Raw genomic sequence first — 24,371 nt, forward strand, 5'->3', positions numbered from 1 at the left:
AGCCTTCTTTCTACTCCACATCCGGATCATACTGTTCAAGGTCTTCATCCATATTCCGCTCAATATCCACCATCCGGACCAAATCAAGTAAGTTAAACCTGCCATCATGGTGCCAGCCCGGCTTGGCGCGATTCATTTCACCAATCGAACAAATTCGATTGACACCCAAATTCCCGAGCATTTCTGCCATCCTAAAAAGTCGAAATGGTGAAACTGCGATGCCGCATGATTGTAAGTACTGCTCAAATGGCTGCATTTTTTGAAGATCCTCTTCCAATTCTTCAGATGAAAACACATGGATGGTCCGATTCAACGCAGATCCAGCAAAGCCGGGTTCATTATGGTAAAAAACCGTCCAGGCTGTGTCATGCTGGCTGGCATAGACAGAAACTTTCTGATCGCTAACTGCCTGAATCTCATACTGGTGCCTAAGCCGATGAATGGACATGGCCTCTTCATCTGAAAGCTTTGCTCTTGGTCTTTTTTTATTGTACCGTTCAAGTTCTGCTGCAAGTATTTGCGCAAATTGCCTTGGACTGATGGCTCCTCCTGTTTCAACGAGAATGGATTGTGGAGACATACAGCTTTGTTGGTCATAAATGGACATATCTTCAGCCAAGTTAAAAATTGTTTCATAATAATGATCTGGCGTTAGTGCTTCCTTCCCAATGACCGCCAAACTAATTTTATGACCATAGGTTAAAAACGTTTTCGAAGGAGGAACCATTTTTTGAATCGCATCGACGGCTTTATTAGACCCATAGATGATAACCGATTCTGCAAAATCGATCGCCGCTTCCTCATGCTCGCTCGTCCCGCCTTTCCAAGGTAAAATCGCAATCGTCTCTGCAAGTTTTTCATCTACCTCTGCCAGTGATATTACAAACAAGACTGGAAACAGAGGCTCAGAAGTTGAAGTCTTGCCAAGATTAGCAGATTTTAGAATAAGCCCCATAAGTAAACTCCAAATTTGGACACCTGGAACATTCCCTGAAAAAACATGAAAAATCGACTTTGGTCCATATGCCCGCGTGAATCCCCCTGATTTTCGAGGACGAAACTCATCCAGCATGGCAGGCTGGTCAAACTCTTCATCAAGAAAGCGCAGTAATTCCTTCTTCCGGAACGTCCGGATATACCTTTTTAATTCAAGTCGGACCATTTCCGCATCATAGCCGGTGATTATTGGAATAAGCGTCTCTGATAACTTTCGCAGCGGGTATTCTGGAACGAGCCATTTGGAGACTGCCTGATCAATTTTTTCAATAATTTCATTTGTTCCCAGCTTCGCTAAATAGTGGTCCCGGTTCTTTTGCACGATACTCCCGATCATTTGAATTTGTTCACTTGTTAAAAGTGGATATTTTAATAAAAATGATCTGTCTGCTGTCGTAATGGTTTCTTCGCGAAAAGAGGTTAATTGTACCTCTTTGGGCAGCCAATAAGCAGGAATCTCTTCTATGTCCAAGATGCCGTTCCCCCTCATTTGTTCGCTTGGATTAACTGGTCGACTGCAATCGAGCATCCTCTTGCTTCCGATCCTTTTACTCTTCCAAGTAAAACTAACCCGTTTTTTGTTTTGTATCCAATATCTTCTGTTAAAATAGCTAGAGATGAATTCCAGTTCGCCAGATCATAGTGAGCAATGACCCCTACATCTCCTTCTTTGACCGGTTCTAGTGTATTCGTATCAAGTACAAGCGTTTTAACCCAGGCAGGGCCAGCTTTATCAAAAATAACCTCTCCGCCCAAATAGGATGAAAGAATGGTTTGATCATACATTTGCGAGCATAACTCCGTCATCCCGTACATATTGATGCACTTGGTTCTTCCAACCTGAAAAAATTCCGCAAAATCTTCAAATAATTTTTCCATCTCCACTTCACGCGATTGACCTTTAAAGCCGCCGGTATCAAAAATACGGCTGCCGCTTGCCAGCTTAAACTGAAGGTTCGCTTCTTTTAAATAATCGAGTAAATGAACATAAGCAAAGGTAGCCCCCAGTAACATAACAGGTTCCTTCCGCTTCTCACATTCCCTTAATGCTTCCGCTAATCCTTTCATTTCTAAGCCATTTTCATGGAAGAAAAACCGGCTGGTTTCTGTGCCAAAGAATGTAACAGCATTGGATAAATAGCGTGACAGGGATGAGTTTTTGTTCAGGTCCTCTGCAGGTGACAAGACAAAGGTGGTTATTTTTTCACAATTCGGCAGCACAAATTGCTTAAACGGGTATTTCATTGACCGATCCCAGACTTCAAATGTCGGGTGATAATTTTTCCCCTTTGCATTTGGATTGGTTGTCCCGCTTGTCATAAAAACAGCCTTGACCTCATCTACCGGCTCACAAGATAACGTTAATTCCTTGAATCCTTGTATGGGGATCGGAGGAATTTGGCTCCAGTGTTTCACCGTCAACGGTGTTTTTCGTTTTGCCTGACAAAATTTTTTATATGGTTGATTATATTGAAATTGAAATTTAAAAAGCTTTAAAGCAATGTCGTTGTAATCTTTTTCAGAAGAATCTTCTTCTTTGTATCGTTCAATAAACGCGATGATCTCAGTCGTAATTTTTACCGAATCCTCTCTCATTTACTTGTCTCCTTTCCGAATAAACGAGGTATATTAATAAGCACGACGTGAAGGATAATCGATGAGAACGCAGCAATTAAAATACTATTGGAAAGAAATGTTCCTACTGTTCCTTTAACATCCTTGAAATAGGTTGGTAGACTAACCGCCAGCAAAATAGAAAGACCAGTGATCATATAATTCGTATCTGTTTTTTCCATTTTTTCAATTAAAGAGACACCGGTAAAGATCAAGCTGGCAGCAGCCGGTAAAAAGATGCCCCCAACCACTGCGTCAGGAGTTAACGCAAGTAATGCCCCTGCCTTTGGCACAAAACCTAAAAACAAAAAGATGATACCAGCGATCATGACAGGCTGTCTTGAGCCTACACCGGTTAATCGTAAAAGACCAACATTCTGGGCATAAGCAGTCGTTGGAAATCCCCCAATCAGCGAGGATAGCAACGAGCCGCCTGCCTCCCCGGCAAATCCATTCCTAATCCTTTTCGAATCAAGATCAATCTTCAGCATTTCGGCTGAAGCCTGATAAACGCCCATCGCTTCAATAACCGCCACCAGATAGGCGACGAAAAATGGAATAAAGGTACTCCAATGAAAGGCTAAATGACCATATGGAAGAAACTGTGGCAGCCCAAACCAATCTTTATCAGCAATAGCTGAAAAGTTTGTTTTTCCCAGACAAAAGGCAATGATATCCCCGATCACTAAGGCAATCAGAAATGAGAATGATTTTAATGTTCCTTTGCCAAAAAGGGATAAAAGGACAACAATCGCTGCGGTTGGAATCGACATAAGTAACGTAGTTGGTTTTGCAAAAGTAGCCATACCAGGTGTTCCGCCTAAAAATTCAAACAAGGTAAAGCTTGATAAGGAAATACCTACTATAAAAATAACCGTTCCCGAAATGACCGGTGTAAACAAGGCTTTTAATTTTCCAATTACTCCAGTAATAGACAAGATAAAAAAGATAATAGCACTAAGAAAAATACTTCCACTCGCTGCAGCAAGACCGTTCGCCTTCCCCGCAGAAATCATAATGGAGTCGAATGCTGCAGAAGGTCCTTGAACAATCGGTAAACGAACAAGCTTTGTTGCCTGGACAAGAGTTACCAGCCCTGCAGAGATAAAGATTGCATTCACAATATTTGCAGATAACGATAAAGGGAGCCCAATCATTGCCGCAACAAAAATAGGGTCGAGCCACACATTTGAAACAAACACATGCTGTAAGCCGTACAAAATCCCTTTAGCTGGCGGTAATTTTGTATCAACTCCCACTTCTAATGAATTATTTATTCTTTCTGCTTCCATTCTTTTTTCCCCTTTTGTTGTATAAAATGTTACCACCATTTCAGCTGGCCTAAGTTTCAGAAACTAAGATTTTGTTCTTTTCGTATCCTATAAACCAACCCTTCCGTTTTTTCCCAAAATAAAAAGCCACATCCACTATTGGACCTGGCTTTAAAGGTAGAGAAAAATTTAATTTTTTCCACTACTTTCCTACGCTGGTATTTCCAGATCAGGTTCAAAGGGTTAAAAAACAATTAGTTTTTCTCTCAACCTAATAAATGGCACCCCTAGTAGTCTATTCACTTTAGTTCTTTAATATTATACCTTACTAAAGAATACCGCAACCTTTAAAATGGTTGCAAAGATCATTTTGGTTCATAATACATTAATGTTGATCAAAAGGAATTTGGTTTCATGGCCATTGAAAATAACTTTGCCAATCATAGAACATTTTTAACTCTTTAGAATTTGTGCTCCCGGGGCCACAACGGAATCATTGGTTTCAATTTTGGCATTGAGCATACTATGCAGTGCAATTGGATTTACCGGCCAAACAGAAGCCCCAAAATTAGGTGAATCAGGGATAGCTTCATATTCTCTTGGTGATGTCTCTTTGGCTATCTTATATTCATTACGTAAATCTTGAACATAGGCACGGACAGTGCTTTCACCTATTTCTAGTGATATCTTTCCTGCAACCAATCCTGTACCCGTGCAGCTGACATATCAGGATGTTCCGTCAACCAAGATAAAATTAATTCCTTATAAGGGTCTAACTTCTTCCTTCTTGTTTGTAAGGATTCCACCCAATCAGACATTTCCGAAGGAGTTCTTTTAAGATTTCGGTACACTGTTGATCTTGAAATCCCCAGCTTTTCTACCACTTTGGATTTACTAAATCCTTTCTTAATTAACTGTTGTATTTCCATATACATTTCCCACTTATCCACCTTTTCTGTACCCTCCATTGATGTATGAATAAAGTTCATAAACATCTTACAATGGAGGAGCCCTGTGTTTTACTGGTATATTTGGGTAAATAAGTGTTTCTTCTTATCTAGCGAAAACTGTCTACTTTAGTTTAGCAGTCACATTTCCCTCTTTAGCAGCAAACCTCCACTCCATTTAAATAAATTTTGTAAGGAAATTAACTATGCATATAATCGCTAAGCTATAAATATTTAAAATAGATATATATAATCTAATATAACTGGTAATGATAATAAGGCGTCCCCTTTGAAAATAGCCTTTGCTCTCGTTGAGCAAGGGCTATTTTTTTATGGGTTCCTTCTATATATATATTGATACTTTTCAATTTTCTTTCGTACTAATTAAATAGCTTATAAAAAGTTGACTTTTTAACCCCTATTTCTTGCATCGCCTTCAAAACTGTCATCTCTCGTAGAATTAAAATTTCGGCATAGCTTCAACAGCATCCGCCAAATCACTATAGGAATCTCTTAAATTTCGTGCTGTAGTCGAAATATTACTATGTCCTGCTAATCTTCGAACTTTTTCAATGTCATTATTCGTTGCTTTTAACATCCATTTACAAAATGTATGCCTGAACATATGGGGTGTTAATTTTTTCTTCGGCAAGCTGTAACTTTCAATCATGGTCTGAATTCCACGAACCGTAAATTAGGGGAACGCTGGCTATAAAACAAGTAGATATTATAGAAGATCTTTTCTGGATTAACTTTGAAACCGATTAATGTCTTAACTAAATGGGAGTGTTTTTTACAATATCGTTAGCAGAAAAGAAGAATCTCTTCTTTCTGCTAATGATATTGTAAATTCTTAGCGTTGAAAAAATTCAACCCATTCCCCTTCTGAGCCGTATACGAAAAAGTAGCGATGTCCATTAGGTAATGAAGTAATTTCTTGATCCACTAATTCTACATCTAAGCTTTGAATACGTTTAAATTCTTCCTCAATATTGTCCACCGTAACAGCGAAATGATGGACCTTACCTTCCACAGGTAGTTGATCATTGTAGCCTTGAATTAACTCCAATTCAGTTTCATCTGATTCATTAAACCCAAGGAATGCTAATCGGATAATTCCATTTGTATGGAGAAGTGTGCCTTTTAATGTTAAACCTACAACATCTTTATAAAATTTAATAGAATTTTCTAAGTTTCGTACCATAACTCCTACATGGTCAATCCTTTTTCTAGTCATTTTCTAACCCCCTATGAGAGTGTTTAGCAACCATTTTTCTTAAAGGTAAATATAGGATAACTTAGGATAGCGATATCTGATTCTTAATTGCCATAAAGACTCATGCTTTTTTGCCAACCTCTAAAGACAAATAAAGCCAAGATTCTGTTGTTTTTTTCAATTCACTTTTCTTAAGCTTTCCGCCTGAATTCTCCTTTACACTATTACTCAAATTCAATTCCTTAAAGAAAATCACTATTATGGTGCCTGTCTTTACTTATCTTACTCAACTCAATAAAGGACTAGAAGAGGTTCTATCATCTTAAAAATTTTTTAATTCATACTCCTTAATAACACGGAAAAATGAAGTCAAAAAAATAAAATCCTGGCACAATCAGTGGGCTCTCTCCTTGTAATAGGATTATTTTATTTATTAAGTTAAAAAAAAGACATTTTCAAAGCTCTTAATGACTTCAAATTAAAGTTACGTTCATAATGATAAACAACCATCTTCATAAGCTCCAATCCTTATAAAGTTAGCTTGTGCTTGCACAATGAAATTACTTATTGCTGGCGATTTTTTTTTATAAAGGTTACTATCCTTTTTCATCCATTCAAACTCTTTCTATCGTTCTATTCCTCTTTGTCGTTTCTTCTTTTTATTTTTGTGATACTGTTCGAATTCATCTTCCCTCCACTTGCGGTCTGCTTCACGGATTGCACTTTCAAGAATCGAGAAGAAATCCGTTCCATCAGGAGATATAGAACCTAGATAATGATTATGATGTGGTGTAAAGGTGTTAGGAGCTTTAAGTTCCAAGCTCCAAATTGAATAGTCTCAAAAAGTTTTCCTTGTACTGCTGGTTTCATAGTGTTTCCTCCTGTTCGGCGGGTACCCGGTTTATGATTATGCGTTCATATTTTATTTATCCCTTTTATTGTTCGAAAATATTCGAACAATTGAATAGTATCACCCTTTTTGATATCATGCAATTATGAGAACACCATTCCAACCAAATCAATCAGATATTCAATTGACGGCTGTATTATACGCTTTAAGTGATCCCATTAGGTTGGGGATAGTCAAGAATTTGGCAGAAAACAGAGAACAAAATTGTGGTGCTTTTGATATTTGTACCGCTAAATCAACACTTTCTCACCACTTTAAAGTGTTACGTGAAGCGGGAGTGATTGAAACAAGAATAGAAGGAAGGCAACGTTTTATCTCTCTTCGGGTTAGTGACTTAGATGCTCGTTTCCCTGGGTTACTTCCGTCTATTCTAAAAGCAACCGATCCATTTTAATACTCTCCATAGCCTTAACAAATAAGGTCAAATCTATTGACCTTATTTGTTTGAATCATCTAGAATTCTTGTACTTTTTAGAGAAAGAATAGTGTTTTTGGGGTTATGGGGATAAAATTTCACCTTGGCTTGATGGCTTTGGGGTCTAACCCCAAATTCCTGAAAAATAAAAGAAGAAGATATCATATTGATAAATCTTCTTCTTTTATTTAGGGTTTTTATTTATGTTCGTTCTACTTTTGTTTCGTTCTTGTTAATCTCTGTATTATTAGCGTCCTGATGCTTGATGCAAGCATTCAAGGGCCATTAAACCGATATCCTTCCGGAAACCGAATGAATTATCAGCGAAACCTTATTTTATAAGCGAGCAAAAAAAGAAATACCACCATTAAGTCATCTTTACGGGTATTTCTTTTGTCTAACTATTCTTTTCATGCCCCATTATTACGGATGGGAAACAATCATTGACAATCGCCGTCAATCGTAAATTCCCTAATCCCACTGGAATAATAAGATGGGTTCCTTTTTTTAATGGATAGCGCTCTTCATCGTGAACAAGTACACCATCTCCCATTCCCTTACAAACCGTTAAATGACAAACCTCGCCCAGTTCCAACAAGTTTCCCTTTCAATCAAACGTTTAATTAGATCCGCTACACCCCTTGACTTATATGCAACTGTCCTTCCAGGCGCATAAATAAATTGTTGAAAAATCAGATAATAAAAGTCGATAAACAGCGTCCGAACCACTATTACCACTAAACGACAACAATTCGACTAAATTCCGTATAGGATATACTAATTAAACGTTTGATTGAAACTGCTGAAAGTGCTGACCTGTAATAATCTTCCCCGCTAAACAAGTGTGAAGATTGTCGAGAACTGTTTATATATTTCGCAGGAAATAAACCAACTTTCCACAAAATCAATTAAGTTTCTCTTGAACTTACATCATTCCATTAATTCCCCTCCATTTCCCCACTACATAAACGTTTGGTTAAAAGTGACCTCTCCATGCTCCATTACTAGCGAAAAGCTAGTAGGCATGGTTTTATATTTCTTATAGGCTTCGAAGAAACTTTTCCAATCATCATAGACCTTTTTCATGGTTTGTTGATTGGATTGAGAGGGCATAGAAAGGTAATCGGTTTGTTTCATCACTTTAAACAGTGCTTCTACAAAGGTATAGGGAAGGAATGCTTTCTCTGGATGGGGCATTTCAAATAGCTTTGGTTTTGGCTCAAAAACATGACCATTATTATCGACTTTTTGAGGCTTAGATTTGGCTCTCTCAAAACTTTTTAGACGAATTTTATTCATTTGAGGTAAATGGACTTGAATATCTGTTAGAACTTGAAGTTGATTTTCATTTCTAGTTTCTTTTTTTAAAGCTGTGTAAACCTGTCTAATATAGTAATTGGTGATATTGTACAAGTTTTTCGCTTTAAAACAGAGTGAGTCACAGTAGTCGAACAATTCATGTTCCGGCTGAATTTGTATTTTATAGGATCGATACATTTCGTACACTCCTTTCCTACGGGAACGAGTGTTCTATCTGTAATTCCATTACACCAAAGAATTTCAAAGAATGTATAGTAAAATTACTTGCATTATCCTAAAAAAACGAACAAAAATACAGCTTATACCCCCATATCTAAAAGCTAGGGGTTTTACGCTGCTTTTTGATAAATAAAAAAGACCATGGGAGAGACCATGGCGACGGTTGGACGGTTCTTGCGGTCGGCACTAACCTCAATAAAACCATGAGAACCGTCACCGTGGCGTTCTTCTTCAAAAGTTATTCCATATTAGAATTCGAAATATCGGCCTCAATCCTGCTCATGAACTCTTCTGCTGCGCTGTATCCTTGCTGCCTTAAATACCAGTTATTTGCCGCAGCCTCAATTAACCCCGCTACATCACGCCCTGGCTGGAGTTGGATTTCCATAGATGGAATCTTAACACCCATATATTCCGTAAATTGAAGTTCCTGGTCCAATTCATTATTCAAATCATCTTTCTGCCATTTCGTTAATTTTATATCGAGCACAATTCTTGATTCATCTTGAAAAGCCTTGCGACCGTATAAGCGAACCACATTCAGCAACCCTATACTACGAAGAGCCAAAAATTCCTTGGTTTTTTCATCATGTGTACCGAGGATGGTTTGCGGGCTAAGCTTCTTCAGGACAACAATATCATCAGCAACCAGCCGGTGTCCTCGACGAATTAACGTATGAGCTGTTTCGCTCTTCCCTACCCCTGAATCACCGCGAAGTAAGATCCCAATGCCAGACACATTCATACAAACTCCATGCACAGCAATTTCTGGGGCTAATTCCTTTACCAGATACGCATCCAATCTGGGGATAAACTCTGAAGTGGTCTCAGGCTTGTTTGTAATTAATAAGGGAATACCCTGTTCAACACAATGGTGAGTTAAATAGGTAAGTCCTTCTTCACCAGCCGTAACAATAAAACATGGCGGGTGATAGTGAACGATATTCCCGATTCGTATTTTACGTTCCTCTTTACTTAACTTATGTAAATAGGTAATTTCCTTTTTTCCTAGAATTTGAACTCTCTCCATCGGAAAAAAATCAAAATGGCCAACAAATTCCAAGCCAGGGCGATGCACACGTGATTGCGTAATCATTTTCTGCAGTTGATTTTCCCCAGCTACTACTTTCAATGAAAACTTCCGAACTAAGTTTTCGACTGTTATTTTTTTCACCTTATATTCACCGTCCTAATAGCCTATCTATAGTTGAATTATACTTAAGAAAAGAGGAATCGTCATCCCTTTACGAAATGATTCCAATTATTTGGTATGGTTTCAATTCCTCGAAATGAAGGGCTTTGACGCAACAACGTCGAATTTTAAAGAGGTATTTGTTAATACTAGTCAAAAAAACAACTTGAAGAATGACTTAGTTTACTGAAATGTGGATTCCTGTTGTTCTGAAATAAAGAGAGAAAAGGAGGGATGGAAATGTCCTATATCGTTGATTTTAAAAATGTGTCTACGGTTGGTTTAGAGTCTTCACCTATAGTAGAAGCGCTGGCTGGTTTACGTGCTAATGAAGCCCGTTACTTTATGAACAAATACAAGCATGAATTTACGGTTGTACCAGCTAGCGAAAGCCGGGAGACCCTTGATTATGTGAACCGAATTTTGAAAGAAGAACGTGATATTGAGTTTGCGGCCAAACCTTTAGAAACGTCGCGTTTTCAAGTGGAAAATATCAAAATGGCCTACGTCTTTTATGAGGATGGTCTTGAGGTCAACGTCATGTATACGGTTGATGGCCCTAAGCCGAAGCGGGCAGTTGGTTTTAAGCTTTCTGAGGGGATGGAGGTACCAAAGGAGTTAGAAGGGAAGTTTAAGTTTGCTAGGCAGAAATCTAAACTAGCTGGAACAATTCGGGGCTCGTTTTTTGTAATTAAAGGAGAATATTAAAGTAAGCAAAAGCGCAAGTGGAGGAGTCCAGCCATTGCGGTCTGTGTCATCTACGCTGGAATCAGGCATATATGGATGAGTGGATGGAGAAACACTATTGACTAAGAAAACAGGTGCTTGACCCCCAATGCGTTAATATGTTCATGCAGCGGGTGTCAGGCACCTTTTTGCCAAGATTTCGCAGAAAAGAAATACCAATGCTTGGTATCGATCAACATGAAGTAGTAGCAGAATCCATGAGATTTGGTAATAAGACATATACAGCAACGCTTGTATCAATGGGAAATCCTCATATTATTTTTTATATAGATGATATTGAAAAAGCACCTCTTACAACATTAGGTGCCATTGTTGAAAAAGACAATCGGTTTCCTATGGGTATAAACGTTGGATTTGTGCAAGTGTTAAATGAAATGGAACTACATTATCGCGTATGGGAACGAGGATCAGGGATCACTCAAGCTTGCGGCACTGGTGCCTGCGCAGCAGTTGTAGCCTCCATCTTAAATAGCTATACGAGCAAAAACATGTCAGTAACCGTACATTTAGCCCGGGGTGATTTGAAAATTACTTGGACAGAGCAAGGAGATGTCTTGATGACTGGCTGCGCTAATACAGTTTGTCATGGGATTTATTATTACGTAACTTAAATTGTTTACTAATTAAGGAAAACTCCCCTATTAAGAAATTCAATTAACCATAAAACACAAGATATTTGATTTTAAAATCTAGTTATAAAGTTGAACTAAAGATACATTGTTTGATTATAAAAATTATATGAAAGCGAGGTAAATTCGCATTGGATCGAAAAATTATTACTTTGGCCGTTGGAAAACCGAAAGAATATGATTGGAATAATAAAAAAGAGGTTTCGGCAATAGGAAAATCTTTTGTACAAGTTGTTGAATTGAAAAAATCCTGTTTTGTCGGTGATGATGTTGCAAACCACAAGTTTCATGGTGGTATTGATCGTGCAGTATGTTTATATCCATTTGAGCATTACTCTTATTGGGAAAAGATATTTCAAAAAAAACTGGCTCCACCTGCTTTCGGGGAAAATATTACAGCAACAGGGATGTTGGAAGAACAGGTTTATATAGGCGATATATTTAAAATAGGGGATACTATTCTTCAAGTTACCCAAGGAAGAGTACCTTGTGCAACTATCTCCAAGTATAATCAGGAAAAACAATTTTTAAAGAAAGTGGTTGAAACGACTCTAACTGGTTACTTTTTTCGAGTATTGGAAGAGGGGGCCATGAAGTGCGATTCGGAAATAAATCTTGTGGAAAAAGACTCAAAAGAAATATCCGTTTCTTTTGCTACACAAATTCTTTTTCATCAACAACAAGATAAAACATCAATTGAAAAAATATTGACGGTTGATGCTCTTGCAGAGGACTGGAGAAATAGATTTTTAAAATTGTTATGATTCTTTTCAAAAATTGTAGGTACACAAATAACCTAGACTAAAAAGCTAGGATTTTTGTGTATCCTTGTTCAACTATCCTGCCCGGTAGTGAAACAAGAAAAGCTGCCAAAATGACAGCTCCTACCCTTATCTCTTTCACCCGTTGTGTTCACAATCACAATGACGGAAGTTTCACTCATTAAAAAAAAGAGCAGTTAACTAGCCAAGGGTATCCAACCTGTCAATTGTGCACCTCCATCTATATAATTTTCCGCGATAATGACACCACCGTGCCGCCTTATGATTCTTTGTGTAGTGGTCAAACCTAATCCGAATCCACCTGTGTCATAGTTTCTCGATACTTCACCACGATATAGTGGTTTGAAAACATGTTTAAGTTCTTCCGAAGAGAATCCCTCACCTGTATCTCGAATGGTAAAACAAACTCGGTCCATATTCTTATAGCATTGAATAAAAATCTTACCTTGATGGGGTGTATGCCTTACAGCATTGTCTAATAAGTTATTCATCGCACGCTCTAATAAGTGTGTATCACCCTCCATAACGCAATCATCTGCAAAACCGTCCTTGATTATCGAGATCTGCTTCTGCCCGGCTTGCAGCTTGATGCTGTCTATAGCATTTTTTAGTACACTTGCAAGGTCCACTTGGTTTTTGTTATGGTCGATTTCCAAGTATTCCGTCTTTGTAAATGTGAAAAGGTCCTCCACAAGCCGGTCCAACTGAGCTGACTTCTCCTTACAAACCGCAAGATATTTTGCTTGTTTTTCAGGTGAATCGGCGATGCCTCGCTCTAAGCCATCCAAATAACCTCGTAAGGCAAATAACGGTGTCCGTAAGTCATGGGCGACAGAAGCAATAACGAATCGCCGTTCGCCTTCCAATTCAACTTGTTTCTGAAATGATTCTTTTAGGCCATCCACCATCACTTTAAATCCGTCACCTACCTCAGCAATTTCTGCCATTTTGGACGAAGGTAATTGAACGTCCAAATCTCCCTCCGCTATTTGTCGAGCACAAGTGCTCATTTTTTCTAGAGGTATAAGAATATATCTTCGCATTCCATAGGCGACAATAAAAAAAGCCAACAATAGGCCAATGACTGCCGCTATCATCGGAATGACTCTAGAATTCGAATAATATAGGTCAACCTTTCCGATTACTCGCCCGTCCTGAATGATGGAAAAATGTTCCGAGCGCCTAAATGAGTGATGAACGTTAGAGGGGGGTTGATAAATAACCTGTTCTTTTCCAGATTGAATTGATACATCCATGTTCGTTCTCTGTAACTGTCTATTCAGTTGTTTTTGCCAAGCAGAGCTCGTCCAGTTTTCTGAATTCATTTCGATCAATTGAATGGACTTTTTCAAGTTTTCCTTTTGTAAATGACTCATGCCAAAATCGAGCGTTTTTGTTTCAATAAGGTGTGCGGTTACAAAAAACAACCATGGTAATAGTGTAATGAAAAGTAGACAGAGTATAGTAAACTTACGAATGTGAATGTTTTTCATGTTAATCTCCCTTGAAACGATAACCGATGCCCCATACATTGATGATGAATTCTGGATGGTTCGGGTCATCCTCGATTTTCTCTCGAAGTCGGCTAAGATGTACGCGAACGGTATGTTTGTCACCCACTCCCTCCCAAAACTTTTCGAGTAATTGATCGTATGAAAAAACATATTTTGGATGTTCGGCAAACAAACGTAGTAATTCATATTCTTTCGGTGTGAGTGAGACGATACTTTCATCTATAAATACTTCTCTTGTGGACAAATCCAAAGTGAGTCTTCCATATTTCAATACCCTTCGAATAAATCCCTGTTGTGAACTTGCCCGCCTTAACACAGCCTTTACTCTAGCAACAATCTCTCCAGGGGACGCTGTTTTAACGATATAATCGTCGCCTCCAAGTGCAAGCCCCCTTATCTTGTCAACATCATCACTTTTGGCGCTAAAAAAAAGGATAGGAATATTGCTTTCTGTTCGTATCTTTCGACATAAATCAAATCCATTTTGTCCTGGCATCATAATATCAAGGATAATGCCATGAATGATTCCTTGGTTCATCACGTCTAGTGCCTGAGCTGCGTTATAGGCGATTTTCACATTAAAACCGTCATTCTCTAAGAAGTCCCTTAATAGTTCGACAATGCTTTTGTCATCATCTACGACAAGAATAGTATGTATTTCCTTCACGTAGATCCCCCCTTTTCTCCGAAGCCTCTTACTAGTCATGAATCTTTCAATCGAAATCCATTTTTAGTTTATCATTTTACAAACAAGGAGCAAGCGTAGACATATTTTTGTGATGGATTGTGATGGTTTTGTGACTTTTTGTATCTTCATTTGAGATTCTCATTGGTTATTCTTTTCATGTAGACAAACGGCAAATATTTACTACAAATTGAAATGGGGTGATAAAATATGTATTCATTGTTGGTATTTGTACATGTAATAAGTGCTTTTTTCCTGGGGAGTTATCTTGCTTTACCTTTTGTTTTTCAAAAACTCCCCTCTAAATCAGGCCATCCATTAAAAGCATCACTTAAGATCATTTTAATCTACACTCTTTTGGGACATTTTGCCTTAGTGTTTTTAACGATTACAGGTGGCTGGATGGTCATGGCTTATTCCACTCAACCTTCCATTTTATGGATAGTCCTTGCATTTGTACTGCTTGTTCTTATTGGTGGTCTCATAGGAATGATGAATAAAGAGATGAAATCGATTATTCATACAGAAAGCTCAGAAAAGAAGTTAGTAGATAACATGCTGAAGTTAAAATGGTATGGGTGGATGACATTTACCTTAATAGTTCTTGCTGCCTTTATCATGATTAATCGAAATTTATTTTCATAAGAATGACGGAGGAAAAGTGGCATGAAAAAGGTAATCAAAGTAATCCTCGTGTTCATTTCGATCATGTGGGTAATTCATACATTTTCAAAGAATTTTATCGTAGACCCAACGTTTGAAAAGTTTCTTTCTAGAAAGGATCAAATTCTAACAAATGAATCCCTATGGATATTGATGATTCGTATTCATATCTCGCTGGCCCTGATTTCTCTTATCACTGGTCCTCTTGGTGTTATGAAAGCAATTCGAGTTAAATCAAGTTCCTTTCACCGTTGGAATGGCCGTATATATGTCCTAGCAATCCTTTTCAATTTCCTTCCAGGAGTTTATGTTTCATTCTTTGCAACAGGGGGTTGGTTAAGTACATTAGGTTTTCTCCTATTAAATACGTTATGGCTGGGAACAACGATCCTTGGTTATCTGTATATCAAAGGAGGAAAAATGATTTTACATATCCATTGGATGATTAGAAGTTTCTTTCTTTCATTTGCCAATATGACGATTTATATAATCGTCGCCATTACACATGACCTAATGAATTTTTCCTATGGAAATTCCTACACTGCAGCGGTTTGGTTATGTTGGATGATAAACCTACTTTCCGCTGAATTCGTAATAAAGAAGAAAATATTATTTTAATGAGAAAGTCATGGTCTGCTAGAAGTAAATGAATATTGCCCAATAAAGTCTATGAATTCAAATTTAACTCATGATAAAAAACCCTTCGTCCTACTGGAACGAAGGGTGGTTATTAAAGATTCTTGCAGCTTATCTTTTAATACACATCACGTTGATAACGCCCTTGCTTCTGCATATCTTTTAAATACGCTTCTGCTTCATCACGGCTCATTGAACCTTCTTTTTCAAATACGCTAATAAGCGTTTCATGGACGTCTTTCGCCATATATTCCTTATCTCCACACACATAGAAATAAGCACCTTTTTGAAGCCATTCGAACAGTTCTTTACTATGTTCTTGCATTTTATGCTGAACATAGACTTTTTGAGCTCCGTCGCGAGAGAAGGCCGTATCTAATTTGGAAAGTACCCCATCTTGCTGAAATTGTTCCAACTCTTCTTGATAAAGGAAATCAGAAGCTGCATGCTGGTCTCCAAAAAATAGCCATGACCGCCCTGTTCCTTTATTCACTGAACGCTCTTGTATAAATGAACGGAATGGTGCAATACCGGTACCAGGTCCGACCATAATAATATCAATATCATGAGACTCTGGCAGATAAAAATGTTTATTTGCTTGAATAAAGACTGGAAGCGTATCTCCTTCATTTACACGTTCAGCACATAATACAGAGCAAACCCCTTTACGCTCGCGGCCATTAGCATTGTAGCGCACAGAACCGATGGTTAAATGAACTTCATCTGGATTAGCTGCAATGCTGCTTGCAATCGAATAGAGGCGCGGCGTCATTTTTCTTAAGATAGAGACGATTTCCTGAGCAGTAGCTTTCCATGGAGCGAATTCACGTAACATATCAAGCAAATCTCGCCCATAGCAATATTCTTTCAATTGAGCTGTATTTTCAACCAAGAGAAGCTTTTGTAACTTTTCGTTTTCTGTAAAGGCAGCTGCCTGCTGTAAAACCTTTTTTGATAGTAGTGTAATTTCAAAATAGGTGGTTAGCGCTTCCTTCAGTGGAAGTGTCTCACCTTGCTTATTGATCGTTACAAGCGCTTCTTCATCCCAGTGCATTTCATCAAAAAGGGAAGCCACGAGTTCTGGATCATTTGAAGGGATAATGCCAAGGGCATCACCTGGCACATAAGAAAGGCCTGATCCTTCTAGTGATAACTCAATATGCCTTGTTTCTTTACTAGAGCCTGCCCCATTTATATTAATGTTTTTAAGAATTTTTGCTTGAAACGGATTTGTTCGTGAAAATGTTGTTTGAACCAGTTTGTCTTTTTGGGCTGTTTTAGTGTTATCCAAAGTATTTTGCATGGTTCTTAACCTCCAAAAGTAATATATACATTTTAACATTGATTTGGGAAATCTGTTGTGTATTTTTTCACAATTTTCTTTCCAATTTCGAGTGAATTTACCTATCAAATGGAGCAGATCTTTTAAATGAAAGCTTTATAATATAAAGTTTACAAAAATATATAAAATGAAAATACTAATTAAAATCGTAATATTTGATATAGTAGCGATTAAACGGGTGCTGCTGGTGCTATATTTAAATTCAACTGCAAATGTTAAGGCGGATGCTGCAACAGGTAGTAACAAACCAATCAAGATTGTAAATCGATACATCTGATTGTACGGAAGGATATAGTATAAACCAAATCCAAAAAGTAGACCTAAACCATATCGGAAGGTTAAATATTTCAACATTGGTTTAATCAATTGTTTGTCAAATTTAAAATTCAAATAGAGCCCTAATAATAATAATGATAACGGCATATTGGCACCAGAGATTGTACTTGCAACATGAATGATTGTATCAGGTAAATGGAGGTGGCTAAAATTTAAAAGACTAGCCATAAGATACGTCATTAACGGAATAGACTTGGCAAGTTTTTTTAGAATTTCTAATGGTTTAAGCCTAAGTCTTTCTGCTGAAAAATAACTTCCTAAAATATAGGCAATTCCAAAAACGACAAATGATGTTCCGACATCAAACATACTAAAATAGGTTAATCCATCCATTCCCCATATTGCATAAACTAAAGGAAATGCAAATAAGCCAACATTAAATCCGGAAGAAAGCATCAGAAAAGAACCTTTCAGTTCCCTTTCCTCATTTTTAAAAACTAAGAAGCCTAGACATGCTGCTATGATTCCATAAACAAGTACCATAACTGGTAACAAAATTAAAGAAGTTTCTATTTTTACAGAATCGAATGTGACAAGAACTAAGGCAGGAAGGGTAATTTTAAAAATAATTTTCGAAATGACTACTCCATCTTTTTCTTGTAAAATATTTAAACGTTTTAATAGATACCCAAGGGCAATGATAATAATAATATAAAGAAATTCCTGATTCATTAAAAAAATACGCTCCTCTATGAAGTATCTAAATTTGAGTTTCTGTAAGTAACAAAATGTGCAAATTCATCCAGTCATTTCATGAAGATCGTCTCTGTCTAATAATAAATAGAAGAGTGTTGGCTAAGTCAACACTCTAATTAAAAATAACTTGTTTAAAAAGCCTCCTAAATTGCTCCCGATCTTCTTCTGTAAAAGGCTTGGGTCCCTTTGTTCGCTTTCCGCTTTTTCGAGCCATAGCACTTAAATACCGTGTTTGCAATAATTCGTCAATGTTTTCATTCGTATAGCTAAACCCTTTATGGTGAAGGACCATACACCCTTTTGCTAAACCTAGCGATGCAAGTCCGTAATCTTGCGTAACAATAATATCTCCTGATTCGGCTAACTTCATAATCCGATAATCGGCAGCATCCGCTCCAGAATCAACATAAATGATTTCCACTCCTGAAGGTTGTTCCGCATTAGAAAAATGAGAAAAGCTCGTAACAAGAATAATAGGAATTTCTGCATTCCTTCCTTCCGAAATAATAATATCTTTTACCGGACAAGCATCTGCATCAACATAAATTTTCATCTTTATCTCCCCTGTAAAAAAGTTCGAATTAATAGTGATACTATTGCTAAATTCAGCTTTTGTCAAACTATGTAAGCACAGGGACGTTGCTGTTGCAAAGTGCCTGACCCCCAGTATATTAACGTTTAACGCAACGGGGGTCAGGCACCAAATGTCATATTATAATTCAAAAACCTTCGTCCTATATAGAACGAAGGGATTGTAGATTTATTTACTTAAGACCTTTTAATACACATCACGTTGATAACGCCCTTGCTTCTGCATATCTTTTAGATACGCTTCTGCTGCATCGCGACTCATCGCACCTTCTTTTTCAATTATGCTGCTAAGCGTTTCATGGACGTCTTTCGCCATGTATTCCTTATCTCCACAAACGTAGAAATAAGCACCTTTTTGAAGCCATTCGTACAGTTCTTTACTATGTTCAAGCATTTTAGAATAAAAAAAGAAGGATTCATAATCAAATGGGAGAAATTACAAATCTCCACAAGATTGTCTCGTCCCTTTTGCTTGTTGTTTTGTCTGTTCCGCTCTTGTTTCTGTTGTAACAGACTCATATCCATAACCTGTAGAACTAATTTCCAAGCTTTCTTCTTGATTCTTGTTTGTAAGATTTTTATCATTATTGTTTGTTTCCATTGTCCTCCTCCTTCCATTTATATAAATTATCTGCAATAATTCGTTTTTTATTTAAATATTTCAACATACCTTTGGTAGAATTTCTAACTGAACGATGACAATTGCACTTTTTGCTAAAAATTCTTTTACCTTTTCGATATCCGAAGGAAATAAACTAAAATTAGCACCTGGAACGACAATAATACGATTATCATTTTCAGATAATATGATATTTGCCACACCTGTGGATTGATCTTTTACTATATTAATATGTTCAATGCTAATGCCCTCTTTAGTTAAATTCTCTTGGAGTTCTTTCCCAAAAATATCCTTACCGATATTCCCAACAAAATTCACACAGCTGCCTAACCTAGCAGCTGCGACGGCTTGATTCGCTCCTTTACCACCTGGAAAGGTTGAAAAGGACTTCCCTAAAAGTGTTTCTCCCTGTGTTGGATTTTTTTCACTTTCAACTACCAAGTCCATATTGATACTGCCAACCACGGTAATCATTTCATCGCCACCAGTAACGAAGGTCAGGCACCAAATGTCATCTTATAATACAGCTAGTCCTTTGAACAGTTCCACAGCTGTTTCAATGAGATTGTCCCTGAAGTCAAATTCGTAACTGTGCAGGTTCGGATAATCTTCACCGTTTCCAATATAAGCGTAGGCACCTTTTGTGAGTTTCGTGTAGTGACCGAAATCTTCGGAACCGCGGAATGCTTCAGGTAATTCCAACATCTGAAGCCCATTTTGTTTGCAGACCTGACGAATCTTGTTAGAGCTTTCTTTGTGATTAGAAGTTTCCGGGAATTCATCCTGATATTCGAAGCTCACTTTCAATCCATACTTCTCAGCTTCAGCCTTCGCAAAACCCTCTAGGTTCTTCTGAAGTTTGTCCAGATCATCCTCGTATAGTGCACGAATGGTCATTCGAAGAACACCCCTGCTGGCATTGACACCGAATGCTTTTGCACCAATGTCAACCTGAACAACAGTACAGAGAACTAACCCCCTATTGTTTGCAGGATCCATGAATCCAGGAATGGCATCAATTACTTTCGCAATTGCAAAGGCTGGATTTATTCCCTTCTCCGGTTCACTGGCGTGAGAAGGAACACCTTCCATATAGATGGTCATACCCTTGGAAGCGCAATGCGCTGTTCCATCGATGACATATACGGTATTGTATTTAAGACCACTCATACTATGCCAAGCAAAGATCTCATCCATGCTATTTTCCTTTATGAAAACAGAACACTGTGCAGCACCATCACCTGTTTCCTCAGCGTGCTGAAACAGGAAGAAGACGTTATTGTCACAACCCTTCTGGTCAATTTCCAGAGCAAAACCGCAAAGGGTTGCAGCATGTCCATCATGTCCACATTTATGAGAAACTCCAGGATATTGGGAACCGTACGGCAGATCAATCACTTCGTCTATTGGAAGAGCATCGAAGTCCGCGCGGAATGCTACGTTTCTTCTTCCCACTTTGGAACGATAGATGGCATAAAACCAAAGGCCTCTATCAACGATCTCAAGATTTGTGTTTGCTTTAAGAAAATTAATCAAATGCTGTTTCGTCCAAACTTCATGATTTGATAATTCTGGATGAGCATGGAGTTCATGACGAAGTTGAATCGCCAATTCAAGATTTTTCTTTTCCAATTTCACTGCCTCCTCTAATAAAAGGTAATCCCTGGCTGTTCTAATATATTACTAGAGAAATTCCAGCAATCATTTTTAATGTAAAATTTTTTTGTTATGGAGTAAAAAAAATTTTACTCCTCCTACCTTTTTTTAATAGGTTGTTTAATTATTGATCCAATTTATTGCTGTATGCACAGCGACAGCTACTCCCCATGGTATAACGCCTTCGTCTAAGACGACATTCGGATTATGAAGGGGATAATTACGATCTTCTAATCCGTTGGCACCCGCCCACATAAACATCGTTGGAACAAGATTACTAATATAGGAAAAATCTTCTGTACCGGATAATGGTTCATTGTTAACTTCGAGGTTATTTTCTCCAATAACTTCTTTTATATATGGTGACATTTGTTCGCATAATTCTGCATTATTATATAACGAAGGTGTTGATAGGGTTTCAAGCTGATAGGTACCACGCATCATTTTCACAGTTGCATCAATGATTTCTGGGATTCTCTTAAATAGATGGTCCCTAACTTCAGGATTTAACGTCCGTAAGGTTGCATCGAGATGTGCGGAATCAGGAATAATATTTGCAGCCGTACCGCCACCCATCTTCCCAACAACAAGAACCGCTCTTTCACTTGGATCTATTTCTTTCCCCACTAACGTATTTAATTGGCTGTAGATCGCGTTGATAATCATCAATGGATCAATGGCTTTTTGAGGTTCAGAACTATGTCCTCCTTTTCCTTGTACTTTTAGGAAAAAGCCATCTAATGATGAAGCAGCAATGCCTGGTTTATATCCGAATTTCCCCACTTCCAAACCTGGGTCAACATGAAGGGCAAGTGCTGCATCTACTTTTGGATTTTCCATTAACCCATTGGCCACCATATCCTTCGCTCCAGCGCCAATTTCCTCAGCTGGTTGAAACATGATTTTGACCGTTCCGTTGATTTCATTTTCTCTTTCCTTTAATAACTTTGCTGTACCGAGCATGAATGTCGTATGGATATCATGACCACAAGCATGCATAAATTCATTCGTCGATTTAAACGGCAAATCGGTATTTTCCTTTATAGGTAAAGCATCCATGTCTCCTCTTAACAAAAGAGTTTTTCCATTTCCCTTGCCAATAGTTACAACTAGTCCTGCTTTCCCGACCTTTTTGGGCTCGAGCCCCATACCTTTTAATGTTTCTTTCACGTATGCGACTGTATTTGGTAAGTCAAATCCAAGTTCAGGATTTTCGTGAAGATGTCTCCGGTGTTTGATTAGTTCATCCTTGATCTCAACTGCACTTGATAAAGTGTTAGCCATGTTTATCGTCTTATTCATAAAAATACCCCTTTCCCTTTTTAAATTATGCTACATCTTCATCCAATGAATTTTTAGAAAATTTAGGCTTCAATTTAATGGAAACGAAGAACAATCCGAATTGAACAACAGAAAGCACCATTAAAACATCTAGTAATAATTCATAGGAATGGTTCATATTAAATATCGCACCTGATACGATAGGAGTGATCGCTGCACCTAATGAGATAAATATTGATACTACCCCATATTTTGCACCAAATTCTAGCTCACCAAAAAGTGCTCCAGTAAGATAAGCAGGTGAAACAGTTACAGCCGTTGCACCTATACCTGAAAAAACGGTATAAAGAATGGCAGGTAATAGAATGTTCCCTCTCATCAGGAATATAAAACTTACCAAACTTCCTGTAGAAATAATAAGTAAGGTGGAGAATAATCCTAACTTGTCAAATAAGCGCCCGACTAGTAGCTTTCCGATGATCACCATTGCCGAACCTATTGATAATAGCAATACCGCTGTTTTAGCTGTGGCACCTATATCTGCTAAATAGGGGGCAAGATTGACCAGCATACTATTAACCACAATGCCACCTACTAAGACGGCGAAACAAAGAGTCCAAAATGACACTGACTTAAGTGCTTGTCCTTGAGTTGTACCTGTTAATACATTCTTTTTCGTAGGATGTAAAGTTTTTGCCTCACCTAATGGCATTAAACCTTTATCAGTTGGATTTAATCTTATTACAAATACTGCAAATGGGATTAATACCACACCTATTAAAATCCCTAGAACAAGATAGGCTGATCTCCATCCGTAGGTTGTAATGAGCCAGTTAACTAAAGGACTCAGGATGACACCGCCGAAACCAGTCCCTGATAACGCTAAACCCAAACATAATCCACGTTTATTATTAAACCAATTTGTGATAAGAACGGATGTTGGAATCATAGCTCCACCTGATAGGGATGCACCCATAAGTACTGCAAATAAATAAAAATGAATTAGTTTTGTTGAAAATGAAAAGCCAACAAATGCACTAGCTCCTATTAAGATAAATAATGTTAAATATATCCTAATGTCCATCTTTTTCATTAGTTTACCTGCTATAGGGCCTACAACCATTGCAGCTAAAGCCATAATCGTATAATACGTCATAAACTGGGACCGTTCGAATCCGAGTTCATTGGTAACAGGCAGAGTAAATAGTGAAACTAAGTTAGCAATCGGAGCATAAATGAACATCATAATCAAAAAAGTTGTTACTACAATCCACCAACCATAAAAAATCTTCCCCTTGTTGTTCACAACATACCATCCCCTTTGTTAATATTGTTAGCTGTACTGCCCTAAATCTATTTTAACTAAAAATAAAATCCCTCCTTTTATCATCTTCTTGTAAGCGCTCCCTAGTATCATCGGCCAAAAAGAGACATTTTTCTTATGATTTTTTATTATGCAAATTTTGTGCCAACTAATCTTTCTTTTTTAATTTTGTCTGATTTTTGCTGGTAAATCCTATTATTCTTTAACTTTCAGCACTATAAACTTTATAATTAATGAATGATAAGAATGTAGATACTGTAAAAAAATTTTTACAGTATCTACATATTATTTTTTGTATATCCTTTTAACCAATCTTTTCTCGGATCCAACGGTGGGTTTATTCGGGACTTTATCTTATTTCTTTAATAAATTTTTATAAACCATCCAACTCAATGATTTCACCTTTGTTTATCACTAAAATGCGATCGGCATTTTCAATGGTTTTCAAGAGATAGTCGAAATTTGTCATATTTTTTTCTTTTTTCCTATTGCCATTATTTTTATATACTGCTAATATAAAAAGTGCGTAATTTGGAAAGCGATTATTCAATATGTCTGGATCTTTCCAAGCAGATAACTTTTGACCACTTCCTCAAAGAAGTTAAGGCCATACGGACAGCCGGGTCAAATGCCGAATGGCAACTTTAGTTGCCTTATTGATTGAGTTAAAAGCTCAAATTTTATAAGTTGGTTACTTTACAACCAGTGCATATGCATACAACTTGTGAAACGGTCAATAAGAGTAGTAAAAGTGATTATTTGCTATATAG

26 protein-coding genes, 2 pseudogenes and 1 riboswitch are annotated in these 24,371 nt (G+C 37.6%); of the genes and pseudogenes, 6 read left to right on the top strand and 22 right to left on the bottom strand.

Features of this window, described 5'->3' with window-relative positions; genetic code table 11:
• Positions 1-10: 10 nt before the first annotated feature.
• The 8 genes and pseudogenes from QF028_RS24660 to QF028_RS24695 form a co-directional block, all read right to left on the bottom strand.
• Complete coding sequence (locus tag QF028_RS24660) at positions 11-1,468, bottom strand: acyl-CoA reductase (RefSeq protein WP_429469813.1); 1,458 nt, start codon at positions 1,466-1,468, stop codon at positions 11-13.
• A gap of 14 nt (positions 1,469-1,482) precedes the next feature.
• Positions 1,483-2,592, bottom strand: coding sequence for a CoF synthetase (locus QF028_RS24665; RefSeq protein WP_429469815.1), 1,110 nt, complete (start codon positions 2,590-2,592; stop codon positions 1,483-1,485).
• Positions 2,589-3,902, bottom strand: coding sequence for a solute carrier family 23 protein (locus QF028_RS24670; RefSeq protein ID WP_429469817.1), 1,314 nt, complete (start codon positions 3,900-3,902; stop codon positions 2,589-2,591). Before QF028_RS24670 ends, QF028_RS24665 begins: the two co-directional genes overlap by 4 nt.
• Positions 3,903-4,071: 169 nt before the next feature.
• Positions 4,072-4,180: riboswitch (TPP riboswitch) on the bottom strand.
• Positions 4,181-4,334: 154 nt separating this feature from the next.
• Complete coding sequence (locus QF028_RS24675) at positions 4,335-4,583, bottom strand: hypothetical protein (RefSeq protein ID WP_429469818.1); 249 nt, start codon at positions 4,581-4,583, stop codon at positions 4,335-4,337.
• Complete coding sequence (locus QF028_RS24680; protein WP_429469820.1) at positions 4,559-4,831, bottom strand: helix-turn-helix domain-containing protein; 273 nt, start codon at positions 4,829-4,831, stop codon at positions 4,559-4,561. Before QF028_RS24680 ends, QF028_RS24675 begins: the two co-directional genes overlap by 25 nt.
• A 457-nt stretch (positions 4,832-5,288) precedes the next feature.
• A pseudogene (locus QF028_RS24685) lies at positions 5,289-5,551 on the bottom strand (tyrosine-type recombinase/integrase); the annotation flags it as partial.
• Positions 5,552-5,681: 130 nt separating this feature from the next.
• Positions 5,682-6,065: a VOC family protein gene (locus tag QF028_RS24690; RefSeq protein ID WP_429469822.1), complete on the bottom strand. Its 384-nt coding sequence runs from the start codon at positions 6,063-6,065 to the stop codon at positions 5,682-5,684.
• A 604-nt stretch (positions 6,066-6,669) separates the two neighbouring features.
• Positions 6,670-6,864 (bottom strand): hypothetical protein, encoded by a 195-nt coding sequence (locus QF028_RS24695; protein ID WP_429469824.1) that lies wholly within the window; start codon positions 6,862-6,864, stop codon positions 6,670-6,672.
• A 175-nt stretch (positions 6,865-7,039) separates the two neighbouring features.
• On the opposite strand from QF028_RS24695, the gene QF028_RS24700 reads away from it, so the two are divergent.
• Positions 7,040-7,348, top strand: coding sequence for an ArsR/SmtB family transcription factor (locus QF028_RS24700; RefSeq protein WP_429469826.1), 309 nt, complete (start codon positions 7,040-7,042; stop codon positions 7,346-7,348).
• 418 nt (positions 7,349-7,766) lie between these two features.
• Here the strand turns inward: QF028_RS24700 and QF028_RS24705 are convergent, their stop codons facing one another.
• The 3 genes from QF028_RS24705 to hprK all read right to left on the bottom strand — a co-directional run bounded on the left by QF028_RS24705 (position 7,767) and on the right by hprK (position 10,082).
• Positions 7,767-7,964, bottom strand: coding sequence for a hypothetical protein (locus tag QF028_RS24705; protein ID WP_429469828.1), 198 nt, complete (start codon positions 7,962-7,964; stop codon positions 7,767-7,769).
• A gap of 365 nt (positions 7,965-8,329) precedes the next feature.
• The gene (locus QF028_RS24710; RefSeq protein ID WP_429469830.1) at positions 8,330-8,866 is read right to left on the bottom strand and encodes a hypothetical protein; all 537 of its coding nucleotides are present in this window, start codon (positions 8,864-8,866) and stop codon (positions 8,330-8,332) included.
• A 280-nt stretch (positions 8,867-9,146) separates the two neighbouring features.
• Positions 9,147-10,082 carry an HPr(Ser) kinase/phosphatase gene (hprK, locus tag QF028_RS24715; protein ID WP_429469832.1) on the bottom strand — a complete coding sequence of 312 codons (936 nt, stop codon included), beginning with the start codon at positions 10,080-10,082 and terminating at the stop codon, positions 9,147-9,149.
• 258 nt (positions 10,083-10,340) lie between these two features.
• Here hprK and QF028_RS24720 point away from each other — a divergent pair, with 258 nt between their 5' ends.
• The 3 genes and pseudogenes from QF028_RS24720 to QF028_RS24730 all read left to right on the top strand — a co-directional run bounded on the left by QF028_RS24720 (position 10,341) and on the right by QF028_RS24730 (position 12,240).
• Entirely contained in the window at positions 10,341-10,808 is a 468-nt protein-coding gene (locus QF028_RS24720; RefSeq protein ID WP_429469834.1) for a phage tail protein, read from the top strand.
• A gap of 170 nt (positions 10,809-10,978) precedes the next feature.
• Positions 10,979-11,458, top strand: a pseudogene (dapF, locus tag QF028_RS24725) (diaminopimelate epimerase); the annotation flags it as partial.
• 149 nt (positions 11,459-11,607) lie between these two features.
• Positions 11,608-12,240 (top strand): MOSC domain-containing protein, encoded by a 633-nt coding sequence (locus QF028_RS24730; RefSeq protein WP_429469836.1) that lies wholly within the window; start codon positions 11,608-11,610, stop codon positions 12,238-12,240.
• A gap of 194 nt (positions 12,241-12,434) precedes the next feature.
• On the opposite strand, the gene QF028_RS24735 is transcribed toward QF028_RS24730, so the two are convergent.
• Positions 12,435-13,751: a sensor histidine kinase gene (locus tag QF028_RS24735; RefSeq protein WP_429469838.1), complete on the bottom strand. Its 1,317-nt coding sequence runs from the start codon at positions 13,749-13,751 to the stop codon at positions 12,435-12,437.
• Between the two features lies 1 nt (position 13,752).
• A complete protein-coding gene (locus QF028_RS24740; RefSeq protein WP_429469840.1) occupies positions 13,753-14,439 on the bottom strand; it encodes a response regulator transcription factor in 687 nt (228 codons plus the stop codon).
• A gap of 228 nt (positions 14,440-14,667) precedes the next feature.
• Here QF028_RS24740 and QF028_RS24745 point away from each other — a divergent pair, with 228 nt between their 5' ends.
• Complete coding sequence (locus QF028_RS24745) at positions 14,668-15,102, top strand: DUF2269 family protein (RefSeq protein WP_429469842.1); 435 nt, start codon at positions 14,668-14,670, stop codon at positions 15,100-15,102.
• Positions 15,103-15,123: 21 nt separating this feature from the next.
• Positions 15,124-15,738 carry a DUF2306 domain-containing protein gene (locus tag QF028_RS24750; protein WP_429469844.1) on the top strand — a complete coding sequence of 205 codons (615 nt, stop codon included), beginning with the start codon at positions 15,124-15,126 and terminating at the stop codon, positions 15,736-15,738.
• 136 nt (positions 15,739-15,874) lie between these two features.
• Here the strand turns inward: QF028_RS24750 and QF028_RS24755 are convergent, their stop codons facing one another.
• From QF028_RS24755 to QF028_RS24795, 9 genes are all read right to left on the bottom strand, one after another.
• Positions 15,875-17,059, bottom strand: a complete 1,185-nt coding sequence (locus QF028_RS24755) for a sulfite reductase subunit alpha (RefSeq protein ID WP_429469846.1) — start codon at positions 17,057-17,059, stop codon at positions 15,875-15,877.
• Between the two features lie 135 nt (positions 17,060-17,194).
• A complete protein-coding gene (locus QF028_RS24760; RefSeq protein ID WP_429469847.1) occupies positions 17,195-18,106 on the bottom strand; it encodes an AEC family transporter in 912 nt (303 codons plus the stop codon).
• Positions 18,107-18,242: 136 nt separating this feature from the next.
• On the bottom strand, positions 18,243-18,683 hold the full coding sequence (locus QF028_RS24765; RefSeq protein ID WP_429469849.1) for a YaiI/YqxD family protein: 441 nt from the start codon (positions 18,681-18,683) through the stop codon (positions 18,243-18,245).
• A gap of 225 nt (positions 18,684-18,908) precedes the next feature.
• On the bottom strand, positions 18,909-19,037 hold the full coding sequence (locus QF028_RS24770; RefSeq protein ID WP_308162443.1) for a hypothetical protein: 129 nt from the start codon (positions 19,035-19,037) through the stop codon (positions 18,909-18,911).
• Positions 19,038-19,157: 120 nt separating this feature from the next.
• Entirely contained in the window at positions 19,158-19,322 is a 165-nt protein-coding gene (locus QF028_RS24775) for a hypothetical protein (protein WP_215010008.1), read from the bottom strand.
• Between the two features lie 60 nt (positions 19,323-19,382).
• On the bottom strand, positions 19,383-19,814 hold the full coding sequence (locus tag QF028_RS24780; protein WP_429469852.1) for a PfkB family carbohydrate kinase: 432 nt from the start codon (positions 19,812-19,814) through the stop codon (positions 19,383-19,385).
• Positions 19,815-19,856: 42 nt separating this feature from the next.
• The gene (locus tag QF028_RS24785; RefSeq protein WP_429469854.1) at positions 19,857-20,978 is read right to left on the bottom strand and encodes a M20 metallopeptidase family protein; all 1,122 of its coding nucleotides are present in this window, start codon (positions 20,976-20,978) and stop codon (positions 19,857-19,859) included.
• Positions 20,979-21,116: 138 nt separating this feature from the next.
• Positions 21,117-22,298: a M20 metallopeptidase family protein gene (locus QF028_RS24790; RefSeq protein WP_429469856.1), complete on the bottom strand. Its 1,182-nt coding sequence runs from the start codon at positions 22,296-22,298 to the stop codon at positions 21,117-21,119.
• A 25-nt stretch (positions 22,299-22,323) separates the two neighbouring features.
• Positions 22,324-23,583: an MFS transporter gene (locus QF028_RS24795; protein WP_429469858.1), complete on the bottom strand. Its 1,260-nt coding sequence runs from the start codon at positions 23,581-23,583 to the stop codon at positions 22,324-22,326.
• Between the last annotated feature and the right edge of the window lie 788 nt (positions 23,584-24,371).

Origin of the sequence: Neobacillus sp. B4I6 (genome assembly GCF_050434045.1) — a bacterium.
GTDB lineage: Bacteria > Bacillota > Bacilli > Bacillales > Cytobacillaceae > Neobacillus.

Bases quoted from the DNA above. Each gene is read 5' to 3' on its own strand.
- QF028_RS24690 (WP_429469822.1), bottom strand. From the start codon at position 6,065: ATGACTAGAAAAAGGATTGACCATGTAGGAGTTATGGTACGAAACTTA.
- QF028_RS24775 (WP_215010008.1), bottom strand. From the start codon at position 19,322: ATGGAAACAAACAATAATGATAAAAATCTTACAAACAAGAATCAAGAA.
- QF028_RS24770 (WP_308162443.1), bottom strand. From the start codon at position 19,037: ATGGCGAAAGACGTCCATGAAACGCTTAGCAGCATAATTGAAAAAGAA.
- QF028_RS24710 (WP_429469830.1), bottom strand. From the start codon at position 8,866: ATGTATCGATCCTATAAAATACAAATTCAGCCGGAACATGAATTGTTC.
- QF028_RS24750 (WP_429469844.1), top strand. From the start codon at position 15,124: ATGAAAAAGGTAATCAAAGTAATCCTCGTGTTCATTTCGATCATGTGG.
- QF028_RS24735 (WP_429469838.1), bottom strand. From the start codon at position 13,751: ATGAAAAACATTCACATTCGTAAGTTTACTATACTCTGTCTACTTTTC.
- QF028_RS24760 (WP_429469847.1), bottom strand. From the start codon at position 18,106: ATGAATCAGGAATTTCTTTATATTATTATTATCATTGCCCTTGGGTAT.
- QF028_RS24765 (WP_429469849.1), bottom strand. From the start codon at position 18,683: ATGAAAATTTATGTTGATGCAGATGCTTGTCCGGTAAAAGATATTATT.
- QF028_RS24720 (WP_429469834.1), top strand. From the start codon at position 10,341: ATGTCCTATATCGTTGATTTTAAAAATGTGTCTACGGTTGGTTTAGAG.
- QF028_RS24700 (WP_429469826.1), top strand. From the start codon at position 7,040: ATGAGAACACCATTCCAACCAAATCAATCAGATATTCAATTGACGGCT.
- QF028_RS24790 (WP_429469856.1), bottom strand. From the start codon at position 22,298: ATGAATAAGACGATAAACATGGCTAACACTTTATCAAGTGCAGTTGAG.
- QF028_RS24780 (WP_429469852.1), bottom strand. From the start codon at position 19,814: ATGATTACCGTGGTTGGCAGTATCAATATGGACTTGGTAGTTGAAAGT.
- QF028_RS24755 (WP_429469846.1), bottom strand. From the start codon at position 17,059: ATGCAAAATACTTTGGATAACACTAAAACAGCCCAAAAAGACAAACTG.
- QF028_RS24745 (WP_429469842.1), top strand. From the start codon at position 14,668: ATGTATTCATTGTTGGTATTTGTACATGTAATAAGTGCTTTTTTCCTG.
- QF028_RS24670 (WP_429469817.1), bottom strand. From the start codon at position 3,902: ATGGAAGCAGAAAGAATAAATAATTCATTAGAAGTGGGAGTTGATACA.
- QF028_RS24665 (WP_429469815.1), bottom strand. From the start codon at position 2,592: ATGAGAGAGGATTCGGTAAAAATTACGACTGAGATCATCGCGTTTATT.